General features: G+C 49.1%; 14 protein-coding genes. 5 read left to right on the top strand and 9 right to left on the bottom strand.

Translation table 11 applies throughout. From position 1 onward, the window contains the following. The coding region (locus LDL35_RS10335) for a metal-dependent transcriptional regulator (RefSeq protein ID WP_304022258.1) at positions 1 to 262 on the bottom strand (262 nt) is incomplete at its 3' end. A 143-nt stretch (positions 263 to 405) separates the two neighbouring features. On the opposite strand from LDL35_RS10335, the gene pyk reads away from it, so the two are divergent. Beyond that, a complete protein-coding gene (gene pyk / locus LDL35_RS10330) occupies positions 406 to 1815 on the top strand; it encodes a pyruvate kinase (protein WP_304022257.1) in 1410 nt (469 codons plus the stop codon). A gap of 81 nt (positions 1816 to 1896) precedes the next feature. On the opposite strand, the gene LDL35_RS10325 is transcribed toward pyk, so the two are convergent. Together LDL35_RS10325 and LDL35_RS10320 are read right to left on the bottom strand one after the other, a co-directional pair. Next, positions 1897 to 2031 (bottom strand): hypothetical protein, encoded by a 135-nt coding sequence (locus tag LDL35_RS10325; RefSeq protein WP_304022256.1) that lies wholly within the window; start codon positions 2029 to 2031, stop codon positions 1897 to 1899. Position 2032: 1 nt separating this feature from the next. Then, a complete protein-coding gene (locus LDL35_RS10320) occupies positions 2033 to 3451 on the bottom strand; it encodes an MFS transporter (protein WP_304022255.1) in 1419 nt (472 codons plus the stop codon). A 116-nt stretch (positions 3452 to 3567) separates the two neighbouring features. Here LDL35_RS10320 and LDL35_RS10315 point away from each other — a divergent pair, with 116 nt between their 5' ends. Genes LDL35_RS10315 through LDL35_RS10300 form a run of 4 tightly spaced genes read left to right on the top strand, consistent with a single transcriptional unit; the run spans position 3568 to position 7429 of the window. Then, the gene (locus LDL35_RS10315; protein WP_304022254.1) at positions 3568 to 5262 is read left to right on the top strand and encodes a PAS domain S-box protein; all 1695 of its coding nucleotides are present in this window, start codon (positions 3568 to 3570) and stop codon (positions 5260 to 5262) included. A gap of 40 nt (positions 5263 to 5302) precedes the next feature. Next, complete coding sequence (locus tag LDL35_RS10310; protein ID WP_304022253.1) at positions 5303 to 5707, top strand: pyridoxamine 5'-phosphate oxidase family protein; 405 nt, start codon at positions 5303 to 5305, stop codon at positions 5705 to 5707. Between the two features lie 52 nt (positions 5708 to 5759). Next, a complete protein-coding gene (locus LDL35_RS10305; protein WP_304022252.1) occupies positions 5760 to 6497 on the top strand; it encodes an ABC transporter ATP-binding protein in 738 nt (245 codons plus the stop codon). A gap of 5 nt (positions 6498 to 6502) precedes the next feature. Next, complete coding sequence (locus LDL35_RS10300; protein ID WP_304022251.1) at positions 6503 to 7429, top strand: ADP-ribosylglycohydrolase family protein; 927 nt, start codon at positions 6503 to 6505, stop codon at positions 7427 to 7429. 351 nt (positions 7430 to 7780) lie between these two features. Here the strand turns inward: LDL35_RS10300 and LDL35_RS10295 are convergent, their stop codons facing one another. The 6 genes from LDL35_RS10295 to LDL35_RS10275 all read right to left on the bottom strand — a co-directional run. Further along, positions 7781 to 8068, bottom strand: a complete 288-nt coding sequence (locus LDL35_RS10295) for an AN1-type zinc finger domain-containing protein (RefSeq protein WP_304022250.1) — start codon at positions 8066 to 8068, stop codon at positions 7781 to 7783. A gap of 81 nt (positions 8069 to 8149) precedes the next feature. Next, positions 8150 to 8281: a YgiT-type zinc finger protein gene (locus LDL35_RS15350; protein ID WP_369694916.1), complete on the bottom strand. Its 132-nt coding sequence runs from the start codon at positions 8279 to 8281 to the stop codon at positions 8150 to 8152. Positions 8282 to 8343: 62 nt separating this feature from the next. Continuing rightward, positions 8344 to 9351, bottom strand: coding sequence for a DUF1848 domain-containing protein (locus tag LDL35_RS10290; protein ID WP_304022249.1), 1008 nt, complete (start codon positions 9349 to 9351; stop codon positions 8344 to 8346). Between the two features lie 21 nt (positions 9352 to 9372). Next, positions 9373 to 9777 (bottom strand): GNAT family N-acetyltransferase, encoded by a 405-nt coding sequence (locus tag LDL35_RS10285; RefSeq protein WP_304022248.1) that lies wholly within the window; start codon positions 9775 to 9777, stop codon positions 9373 to 9375. Between the two features lie 19 nt (positions 9778 to 9796). Then, entirely contained in the window at positions 9797 to 10513 is a 717-nt protein-coding gene (locus LDL35_RS10280; protein ID WP_304022247.1) for a response regulator, read from the bottom strand. Next, a partial coding sequence (locus LDL35_RS10275) for a sensor histidine kinase (protein WP_304022246.1) occupies positions 10510 to 11797 on the bottom strand: 1288 nt, incomplete at its 5' end. The genes LDL35_RS10275 and LDL35_RS10280, both read right to left, overlap by 4 nt.

The following is an 11797-nucleotide window of genomic DNA, read 5'->3' as shown; positions in this document are numbered from 1 at the left end:
TCTCCTGCAGAAAAGTCTCAAGAACACGGTGCCTTCGCATAATTGCCTCTGCAGCCCGAATACCGGAAGGACTTAAGTGATACGCCCCGTCATCCTGGAACGTGACCTCACCACTCCTGACAAGTTCTGTGAGTACCTCCGTGACCTGGTGAGCAGACAGACCAGTATGACCGGCAATATCTTCCGGCCTTCCTCCCTGTCCGGTCAACCGTGCCTGGCGCATCAGGGATAGAAGCGTATCCTCTCGTTCTGCAACATCCATCGCAGTATTCTGTTATCGTTTCAGGGGTTTATAGCCCACCCAGATCATACCATGCAGAGTTTACCTTTTATCTTTCGAGAACTCACATCTCCCGTATCATGAAGAGGCGAGCCAGTCCTTCTGATCCCGGCATATCCTGCACCATGAGAAGAACAAAAATTATCGCAACAATAGGGCCTGCATCGTCAAATCCCAGGATTATCAGGGAGATGATCCTTTCAGGGATGGATATTGCACGCCTGAACCTCTCCCATGGAGCACCAGCCTGGCATGAGGAAACGGTTCAGCAAATCAGAGCACTGGCAGATGAACTGGACCGGGAGATAGGTATCCTGGTTGACATTCCTGGCCCCAAACTCAGGGTTCTGATAAACTCCCCGCCCAGAGAGGTGGTTCCTGGAGATACCATTCACATCGCTGCTGAACATGAGCATGCATCTGGTGCCATTCATGTACATCCCCCGGACTGCATCCCAAAAGTCTGTCCCGGAGACGTGGTTCTGGTAGGGGACGGGGCTGTTACATTACAGGTCTTAAAACCCGGCCCTCCGATGCTCACAACCGTCATATCAGGCGGAACCATCCGGGAGGGGATGGGGGTGGTCATTCCGGGAAGAAGACCGGATGTTCCCTATGCAGGTCCCCGGTTTATCGACTATATCAGGCAGGGAGCAGCACTCAGGCCTGACTACATCGCCCTTTCCTTTGTCGGGTCGGCAGAGGATATCAGGGATGCACGAACCCTGCTCACCGGGGAAGGGATGGGTACTATCCCGCTTATTGCAAAGATAGAATGCAGGCGGGCGGTTGAAGGACTTGATGACATTATCCGGCATGCTGACGGTGTTATGGTCGCACGGGGAGATCTTGGTGTCGAACTCCCCCTTGAAGAAGTCCCGTATATTCAAAAACTAATCATTACCACGTGCAGCCGGCACGGAATCCCGGTGATCACCGCAACCGAGATGCTGGAATCAATGGTGAGCAGGGGCAGACCGACGAGGGCGGAAGTGACCGATGTTGCCAATGCAATCGTAGACGGAACCGATGCAACCATGCTCTCTGCCGAGACCTCTGTCGGAAGATACCCTGGTCAGGCAGTGGTCATGATGGCCCGGATAGCGATAGAGACCGAACAGCACCTTCCCTACCTTCGTATCCTTAATGAACGATCCGACTGGCATGAGAAGAATGTAGAAGGTATCATCAGTTACCGGGCCTGCTACATAGCTGAAGAACTGGAAAGCCCTGCAATCGTTGCATTCACGAGATCAGGACTTACTGCTGAACGTGTATCACGATGCAGACCACGATCTCCGGTCCTTGCTCTGACTCCAGACCCGGCCGTTGCCAGACGACTTCTCTTACGGTGGGGAATTCAGCCTGTCGTCTTTGATCCTATCCAGTCGGCAGATGAACTCTTCAGGGCTGCGATAAAAATTGCAAAGTATACCGGTATCGCCACATCCAAAGACCAGCTGGTAATAATCGCAGGTAATTTTTCCGGAAAGGAAGGGCGGACGAATATGATAAAAGTTGAAGAGATGCCATAGCACCTCTAATCAAAGAGCAGAGTCCGAAACTTCCCTGAGCCGGATGAGGTATCTGTTCCGGGTCTGACCGGTTTCTCATGGTCAGATGCTCTTTTTTCTGTTAAGGTCCGGAATCATTGCAAAACTGCAGCAGGCATGAACGTCAGACCAGACGGCACACCGTTCCTCTATACAGGGTTCTTTATCAAAGGGACAACGAAGATTTTTTTCAGTCATACTATGGGTTCTCGCACAGATGGATATGATCATTTCTTTCTTTCCGCCTGTCCTGCACACATATCCAGGAGATTACCAGGAGAAGTGAGCTGATGATGATCACCAACAGAAAGACCAGGTAATAGGTGCCGGCCTTTGGAACCTCCCATATCTCTCCCTGATACATCATGCTGACCTGGGAGGTTGCAAGGATGATTCCTGTAACGATAGGACCGATCATCCCCCCAAGGGTCTGCATACTCTGGATTATTCCGGTCGCTTCAGCAGTCCGCTCCTCCCCGACAAAATCCAGCACTCCGATGAGATCAGCGGTAGCAACCATAGACATCCCAAATGAAAAGATCATCCAGGCAATCACCAGGCCGGCACACGTTACCGGGAAGAGAAAGAGCAGACATCCCGCACTGAGGAGAAGAAGAGAGCCGATAATGCAGGGAAGCCGGCACCCGATAACCGGGATCATCCGTCCGGTCAGCGGCCCTGCAGCCATATCACATAATGTCCCGGGAATCAGGATGAGTCCGACCATTTCAGCTGACAGGGCAAGTCCTGTAGGAAGCCGGATGATATAAGGCATCATCTGAAGTAGGACGAAAAAGGTGAATACGGTCAGAAACCCGATCAGCATAAACACCGCAACCGGGCGTCTTTTCATCAGGTGAAAATCTGCCAGAGGATGAGACGCCCTCCTCTCGAACCGGATAAAAAGCACAAATCCAAGGAGAGCACAGACAAGCACCAGCAGCCCGATACTTCCGGTCTGATCTTCTGTGGGGAGGGAGAAAAAAACAAGGGTGAGGAAGAGAAAAAGGAGCAGCGAGAAGAATCCTGCAAAATCAAGGGAACCATGCCCCTTCCCCGGTTCATCATCTCCGATATACTTCCAGATACAAAGAAGAAGGATACAGGTCGCCGGAATTAAAACCATGTAGGTCACCCGCCATGAGAAGAGACCGGTTATGAACGACCCGGTTATCACTCCGATGAATGTTCCCGCACCATACATGGCACTGATAATACCAATACCGGTATCTGCCGCTGTCTCACAAAGTCGTTCCCTGATAATCGCATACCCCAGGGGAAAAGCGGCTATTCCTGCACCCTGCATGGCACGACCAAAGAGGAGTACCCATATATCAGGGGCCACAAGTCCGCAGATGAGACCTGCAGAGTATATCACAAGACAGATGATAAGAAGACGCTTATGGCCGAATCGATCCCCTGCGGTTCCTACAAAGGGTGAAGCTGCCGCTCCGACGAGCAGGACAATCGGGAGAATCCATGACTCATAGATACCTGGAACGGAGAATTCATGTTCAATCTCCGGCAGAGCGGCAGTGAGCATGGACTCACCGGCCATGACCAGCATTACGGTCAGGGAAAGGAGCAGCAACAGGGGGAAGTGATCTTTTAAATACACGGGTTTCAACCAATGAATCCTTCTTTGTGTACCTCCCGGATCAATAAAACTATACCCCGCCTCTTATTATACATCACAGGAAACCTGATAATCAACATGTTCTGTCCGGGGGGACCATGGAAAATAAAGTACATATAGTGGGGATGATGTTTCGGGCAAAGGCTGACGTAGCTTTGTCCATTACCTATGCAGACGAGGGGGCGAGGGATGTGTGCGGGTATACTCCCGCTGAACTGGTGGACACCGGTCTTATCTCGCTGCCTGATCTCATTCATCCGGAGGAACGCGATTCGGTCAGAAAGACCATCCAGACCGGTTTGAATGAGAAGAGATCCTTTGTCATCTTTACAAGGCTGCAGGTAAAGGACCGGTCCCCTGCAGAGGGAATCCTTATCGGCACCGGGACTTTTAAAGGACCGCTCGCAATATCAGGACTTGAAGGATACATAATCAGAATACTCAGTCAAGCGGTTCCGGATGCCACGAACGGTCTCTTATCTCCGGAGATCTACCTGCAGCTCCTCTCCCACACCGAAGAACTTATCGCGCTACTCAGCGCTGATGGACAGATATCATATGTAACCCCGTCAGTCTCTCAGATCATAGGGTATGATCAGGGGGCGGTCACCGGGCTTCTTTTCACCCATCTGCTCCCAGCACAGGAGCATAAGCGTTTTGATGAATTTAAAACCCAGGTCCTCGCGGGTGGGGGGAGTAGTGCCCGGTTTCTTGTAACCCTTCCGGACGGCCAGGTACGTCCGATCCTTATCAGACTATTCAAGCCCTCCGGTATGGCAGGCATGATCCTGAGTGCGACACGGGCTGATGAACAGCAGGATATCTCACTCAGCCGGGACAGTCTGTACCATGATCTCTTCTCACGAAACCCGGTCCCGGCCATCATCACCACCGCGTCTGATCTCCGAATCCAGGAGATGAACCATGCTGCATCAGCCTATGCATCATCATACTCACCACTCGGACAGACCGGGGTAGATCTGCGTGAGAGCGGGCTTATCAGCAGGGATGTCATCGAACAGGTAAGGGAAGGACTAACCATCGCAGACCAGGTTGATCTGCCGGATATCAGGGCGGGATGGCAACCGGTCAGGATAGTTGCCAGGGAAATTCAGAGCGGTGATCGGGACCTTATCATCTGGACCATCAGCCCGGAGTCACGGGACGATGCTGAACCAGTCGTGACCGGTTCTGAATCAAGAGAAGTCAGGCACACCTATATTACCCTCCTGCAGATGGTCAGAAATGTCCTCAGCCAGAAATACCTGTCCATAGCCGCTGAACCAGAACATGATATGCGGTATGGCAAGATCCTCCTTGAAGCGGTCCTGCAGCTCTACGAAGCGGGCGGAGGAAGGGGAGCCGGGGTTCATCTCTGTAAATATATCCGGCTTATCATCGGGTGTATTACACAAGATTTCGCCGAAGAGATGCAGGATATCGAGATTGTCATCTCCTGTGCCATTGACGATGCCATTGGAGAGAAACATGCTGCAATTCTTGGAATCATCACGGGTGAAGTTATCCTGAACGCGATACGTCATGCTTTTACCCCCGGACAACCAGGGCGGATTGAGCTCTCTTTTCGGCGTGAAGAAGACTGGTATATCTATCAGGTTCAGGACAGCGGCAGGGGCTTTCCAGAGTCAATTATCAGAACCGGAAGCGCAACCTCCGGATTTACCATCATTGAAAACCTTGCGCTGGAACTATCAGGGACCATGACCCTTGCCAATGATGGTGGTGCGGTGGTCAGGGTTATCTTCCCTGCAGCAATGAACAGCGAGTCATAAAACCCGAACCTTTTTATGATACCAGAGAAACTCAAGTACCATGACTGCACTGACTCCTGAGATGAAGGCTGCCTTTGAAGTGGTCAAGGTGTTTCCTCTTGCAACCGCATCAAAGTCGGGAATTCCGAATGTTGTACCCATGGCTTCAGTATTTTTAGTTGATGATGAAACGATCTGGGTCGGGGATAATTTCATGCAGAAAACTCTTGCAAATGTTCTCGAAAATCCAAAAGCCGCATTATATGTATATGGTGCCGGCGCAAAGGGATGTTTCCAGATAAAAGCTGACGTCACGGTAAAGACCAGTGGTGAGGAACATGCGAAGATGAAAGCAATGATCCAAGAGAAGAAACCAAACCTGCCGGCAAAATCTCTTCTCATTCTGAAAATCACTGAAGTGTATGAGTGCATGCCGGGAGCTGAAGCCGGAAAGCGGATCCTGTAAACCAATCCGAATAGGAATTCAGGCGCATTAAATCAAAAAGGTACAGTACAATATGCTTCACATAGTAGATCTGCATGCAGAGATCGGTGGAAAGGAGATTTTGCATGGAATCACCCTTCACATCGAACCAGGTGAGACTCATGTTCTGATGGGACCGAACGGGTCAGGAAAATCAACATTACTGATGTGCATAATGGGTATTGATGCATATACTATTACAAAGGGGTCCATTACATTTAACGGGGTAGATGTAACGCATTTGCCAATCCATGAGCGGGCACGACTTGGAATGGGTATCATGTTTCAGCGTCCTCCTTCCATCCCCGGTCTGAAACTTGGCAAGATGCTGAACGTCATCAGTCCGAATAAAAAGCCGGAGGATGTAGCTGAAGCGGTTTCAAGGATGAACATGGAAGAGTTCATGGGCAGGGATATCAACCTTGGATTTTCAGGTGGAGAGATCAAGCGAAGTGAAATATTACAGATGATGATCCAGGATCCCCATTTTATCATGCTTGATGAACCGGAGAGCGGAGTGGATCTTGAAAATATTCATCTCATGGGAGAGTCCATCGCCCGGCTGCTCCAGAAGAACCAGCGGTTTGTAAACCGGAAGAATAGTGGTCTTGTCATCACCCACACCGGGTATATTCTTGATTACCTTGATGTGGATAAAGGGCATGTCATGATCAACGGTGAGTTTAAGTGCCATGGCAATCCCCGGGAGATTCTCAAACTTATCAAGGAAAAGGGATACAACGAGTGCCTGAAGTGCGCTAAAATCCCCTGATTTTTTTGACCGATATATATTCTCCCGGTGCACGGATGCTCCTTGGGATCGCCATTGGTGATGCCTGCGGAGCTCCGTTTGAAAATCTCTCATTTCAGGATGCTACAAATAAACTGGCATCGGTCGGTCTTTCTCCCACCCGATACACCGATGATACCCAGCAGGCCCTTGCTATAGCAGAAATGATGGCATCCGGAGATGAGATAACGCCACTCAAGCTTGCAAATTCCTTTCTCACCGCATATGCACGGGATCCACGGCATGGGTATTCAAGACAGACGCTCCGGATGCTTCTTTCACCAGATCCAACGTCATTCCTCACCAGTATCCCTGACCATGAAAAGAGTGAGCGAAAGACCGATGGTGCAGCTATGCGGGCTCCGCCCCTTGGGTTTTTCCCTGACCGAAGAAAGGTCATTGAATCTGCAGTCCTTTGTGCATCTATTACGCACGGTCATCCGGATGCCATTGCCGCAACTGTTGCGGTATCCCTCCTGACACATGAACGATTGTATCAGGCTACCCCATATCCAAACCTATGGAGGATCATACGTAATGATGTCAGGAACATAAACCCGGATATGATATCCTGGTGTGATACGTGTGCCGGACTTCTCATCCCTGATCGGGAGATTCTGCTTGGTGAGTATGCACCATACGGGGTTCCCTATACCGAATCACGCATATTTCTTGGAGTCGTAATCTTTCTTCTGACCAGGTACTGGGATGATCCCTGCAGATTGCTGAAAGAAGCGATACAATTAGGAGGAGATACCGATACGGTTGCAGCGGTTGTTCTGGGTATCGCTCTTATCAGGGGCGGGGAGAAGAGCAGGATCTGGGATCTGGTAGAAGGGATCGAAGATGGGCCGTATGGGAGAGAGTATGTGATATCGATTGGGAATAGTCTTTCAGAGAGGTTTTCTCAATAAAACTCTCAAACATTACATTGTGGGAGTATTATATTTATTTTCAATCATAATTCTTACATCCATCATCTGGTTTGGGATTAATATCTACCCCTACACACTAACAAATGAAATCGCCATTCTGATGCCGTTGAGTCTGGCATTGATTATGATTATTGACTTTATATTACTCGTGAAAAATAAATTGACCCCTGCATTGGTTCTGGGGTTAGTAATAGTTTCACCAATATGAATGATCTATACGTTGATATGTGATGACCAACTCATCCCTATAAACAAGAAAAAATTACCGATGTTGCTTAAACAGCCCTTGGGATTATAGTTTTCCGATCATTAAAATATTTTTTATTCAATTCATTGAGTGAAAACCATAATCCCAATTATTATAACAAAGACTGCAATGATTATCCCGCCAATAAGAACCTCTTTCTTCTGGTAAAACGGAACCATAGCAGATGCCTTTACCATTCTGGTTCTTTTGGTACCCTTTTTACCGGGCAATCCGGATTTTTTCCATTCGGCAAGATTTTTGCAGGCATGATTAAAGGGCAGACGGTGCTTCGGGCAGAAAACCCCCCCACAATAATTACAGGTAAATGCAGACCCGCCGGATATCTCCTCGCCACATATATCACATTTCATAATGAAACTTCCTAAAAATTTGCACTGACATCCAGAAGGTTTTTTCTATTCCTGATTGTGTCTAAAGTTTTCACGGTTTTTTTAAGCGAGATATTCCTGACCACAGGCATCACAGATCAAGACGGGGACTCCAGAAATAACTGTCACAACTCCTTCCTTTTCATACGATTTTGTAATTAAGTCATTCTTTAGATTCTCATTTTTGCAATACATGCAATTCATGTTACTTTCTCCCCGGCATCTTGACAATTCATTCAAGTTTTCGGTAGGCCTAATCATAGTAAATACGACTGAATATCCCGATCGATTCTCCTCTGCTGAACGAAGGTTTCACCGGTTATGGTATCAGCCTCCGGACTGGAACGATGCTTCTCAAAATTTCCCTGTGCTTTTGCATGGTCGGTTGCGTAACAATACACACATCCATGCATACAGGTATCATACTGCCCGATATCCTTACTTTTGATACATTTGCATGCAGGACGCTGGCCGGGATCCTTGCCCGGATGGGTATCAAGGTATCGAAGAAGGGCTGCATCATGCTGACCAATCATTCGGAGCAGGACATCATCAACACATCTGTTCTGCTCAATCTCCGGACCATACCCGGCATCATCAGCACAGGATGCAAGCGTAATACCCCAGGACCGGTTCATATCGATAATCCCTTTAATAAATATTTCTTTCTCATCGGGATCAGGACTTCTGAAATGCCAGATCCCGGCCTGCTTTTTCACTTTTGAATACGTGGTATCCACAAAACTGAAGACGAATTTTTTGGTATACGGTGCAATCAGCTCACCGATGTATGCAATCCGGGAAAGGAGAGTATTCATGTCAAGGGAGGAGGTAAGAAGCACCGGGTCAAACCGCCATATCACCCGGTCCCTGCCAACCCGTTCAGACAACCTGATAAATGTGGAGATACGCTCTTCCAAGGGGGGAACTCCGGGTTCAAGACCTTCAGGTCCGTAATCGGTGAGGGTAACCTGGAAGTAATAGACAAAACCACGGCGGTCCAGCTCATCAAAATGCGGGAACAGGGGCAATGGATTTCTACTCCAGAATACAATCGCCCTGGTATCTTCAAATGATACGTAGTACGGAAGATGGGGATTATAGCTGTTAACCCACCGGACATACCCTCTCCTGAGCCGGTGGATGAACCAGTCAGCGTAATATGCAGGAAGATCCGTTGCCCTGCTGGCAGAGATGATGACCGGACATACTGCAGAAACCTGGATTCCTTCATCGGTGATAAGCGGGCGTTTTACATCAGCCATGTTCAGAGAAAACAGGATGGATTAATCCCTGGCAGGATTAGGCCCCTCATATCTCATCGGCGTATACCCGTTCATCTTCGCAAATCCGAACCGGCGGTAAAAGTATTCAGTCTCCGGGGCTGCGATAATCCCAATCCATCCGATGCCGGCATGCATGCATATAGACATGAGTTTCTTTACAATCGCCGTTCCTACCCCTTTATCCCGCCATTCAGGAAGGACCACAATATCCTGCAGGTATGCATCTGAAACCCCGTCAGATATGATCCTGCCCATCCCGATCCACCGGTTATCAGGACCGATTGCGGCGACAAATGCATAACTGGATCTGACAATGTCACAGAGGATGGAATCATCCCATTCATCTTCCCACCAGTCACCTGCATGAAAAAGGGCACGGACCTCATCTACCTTACATTCGTCCACGGTAACTATCGTGTATTCATCAGGCAGGAGTATCCCTCCTGGTCAGGGCTATCACATACCCGGATATTGACCCTCCTGCTTCGGTGATGGCTCCAAGGCTGAGCAGGACCGGGATGCGGGTTCCATCACCTTTTTTGAGGTATATATTATCAGGCATGGTAACCTGAAGTGACGGATTCAGGGAGATGAGCGTATCAAACCGTGTTCTGATACATGAATCAGGGGATACTCCAAGGAGCTCCCAGGCTTTTGTATTCCCCCCGGAGATCATCCAGTCAGGAGTGAGAAAGAGGCAGGGTACATCACCAGGCACGGCAGGTTCAAGAGGCGGGGAGAGATGTGGCATAAGCCGTCTGCGGAGATCGTGTTTATGCAGCGAGAGCTCGATGGTTGAATACAGTTCCCGGTCCCTGAAGGGTTTGATCAGATACCCTGATGGCTGAACAGCGATTGCCCGCTGCAATGTTGCCTCATCAGAATGAGCGGTGAGGAACACCACCGGAATGTCATAGAGATCATGGATCCGGTCTGCCGCCTCTATTCCGTCTATCTCTCCCTGCAGCATGATATCCATAAGGACGAGGTCAGGGCGGACCATGCCAGCCTTCTGAATAGCGTCCTCTCCCCTGGTCACCTGACCTGCAATTCCATACCCAAGTCGCTTCAGGGTCTGTGCAAGTTCCATGGAGATGACCATCTCATCCTCGACGATTAAAATCTGATGACCGGATGTCATATTCCCTCTCCGATGATGGTTTCAGGGACGGGTGTCTTTCTGAGCGGGAATGTCAGCGTACAGGTCATTCCAGAACCAGACTCAAAGTGGACCGTTCCCTGGATCTGTACGGTCAGGTTCCTGATAAGTTCAATTCCCAGCGTTGTCTGATTGTCAGGATCAAACCCCTCTGGAAGACCACGACCGGTATCATGATATCTGACGACCCCGGCCTCTCCTTCGGTTCCAACCCAAACCTCAATTATTCCATTCCCGGTATCTGTGAATGCATGCTTGATGCTATTTGTTATCAGTTCATTCATCATAAGACCAATCGGTATCCCGGTGCTGATATCAACAAAAACCGGCGAATCTTCATCGACATGATAGAGAATCCGCCCCTCCTCCATCTCAAACTCAAGGATGATTCGGTTTCCGATGTCCCGGATATAACTTCCGAGCGGGACCTGTGCAAGATCATCAGTCTGGTAGAGTTTCTCATGAATGGAGGCCATGGAGAAGATCCGGTTCCTGCAGTCACGGATGACATCGTGAACCTCCGGGTTGCCACTCTGAAAGTCAGTCAGACGAAGCAGACTTGCAATAATCTGCATATTATTCTTCACCCGGTGATGAATCTCCCGAAGGAGGGTTTCTTTCTCTTGCAGTGAACTCATCATATTCTGCTTTAGAAGGTCTTCCTGTGCCCGGACCTTCTCTTCAGCCTCTTTTCTCTGGGTTATATCAAGGCAGTTTCCGATAAGACAGAGGGATCCATTACATCTGAACATGGTCACATAGAGCTCAATCTGAACCCGTGAACCGTCCCTGGTAAGAGCAGTTACTTCAAGATGGGCATTCTCTCTCCATCCGGACATGATCTGGTCGAGGGTTTCCCTGACCTTTTCTGCATCAGGCATCTCAAAAAGACCAGGGAGAGATTTCGATCTGATAATTTCAGCCCGTGAATACCCGAATATCGTTGAGAAACGTGGATTGATATAGAGAAACCGATTATTTCTGATGAGAAACACACCGACAAGTGACTTTTCAACCGGGTTTTTGAAATAATCCTCCATGTATGCCCGGTACCTGGCTGCTCCTGCAAGCTCAGTCAGCATGGTATAGGCATAAAGTTCGGGTTGAGCAAGATACTTTTTTGATTCGGTGTAGAAAAGGGCCAGATATCCCCATCGCTCATCTCCCGTCGAGACCGGAAGAAATACGGCAGAAGATACACCCAGATTTTTGAGAGCCTCCTGTCCGGATGGGGACGCATCCTCTGAACTCATAAGCATATATGGA

Origin of the sequence: Methanospirillum hungatei, assembly GCF_020216685.1 — an archaeon.
Lineage (GTDB): Archaea > Halobacteriota > Methanomicrobia > Methanomicrobiales > Methanospirillaceae > Methanospirillum > Methanospirillum hungatei_B.
This window is presented reverse-complemented; position numbering and strand designations above follow the sequence as displayed.

What these genes read in the sequence shown, in the direction of transcription:
- pyk (WP_304022257.1), top strand. Translation starts at nt 406, where the DNA reads ATGAGAAGAACAAAAATTATCGCAACAATAGGGCCTGCATCGTCAAAT.
- LDL35_RS10325 (WP_304022256.1), bottom strand. Translation starts at nt 2,031, where the DNA reads ATGACTGAAAAAAATCTTCGTTGTCCCTTTGATAAAGAACCCTGTATA.
- LDL35_RS10315 (WP_304022254.1), top strand. Translation starts at nt 3,568, where the DNA reads ATGGAAAATAAAGTACATATAGTGGGGATGATGTTTCGGGCAAAGGCT.
- LDL35_RS10310 (WP_304022253.1), top strand. Translation starts at nt 5,303, where the DNA reads ATGACTGCACTGACTCCTGAGATGAAGGCTGCCTTTGAAGTGGTCAAG.
- LDL35_RS10305 (WP_304022252.1), top strand. Translation starts at nt 5,760, where the DNA reads ATGCTTCACATAGTAGATCTGCATGCAGAGATCGGTGGAAAGGAGATT.
- LDL35_RS10295 (WP_304022250.1), bottom strand. Translation starts at nt 8,068, where the DNA reads ATGAAATGTGATATATGTGGCGAGGAGATATCCGGCGGGTCTGCATTT.
- LDL35_RS15350 (WP_369694916.1), bottom strand. Translation starts at nt 8,281, where the DNA reads ATGTATTGCAAAAATGAGAATCTAAAGAATGACTTAATTACAAAATCG.
- LDL35_RS10290 (WP_304022249.1), bottom strand. Translation starts at nt 9,351, where the DNA reads ATGGCTGATGTAAAACGCCCGCTTATCACCGATGAAGGAATCCAGGTT.
- LDL35_RS10280 (WP_304022247.1), bottom strand. Translation starts at nt 10,513, where the DNA reads ATGACATCCGGTCATCAGATTTTAATCGTCGAGGATGAGATGGTCATC.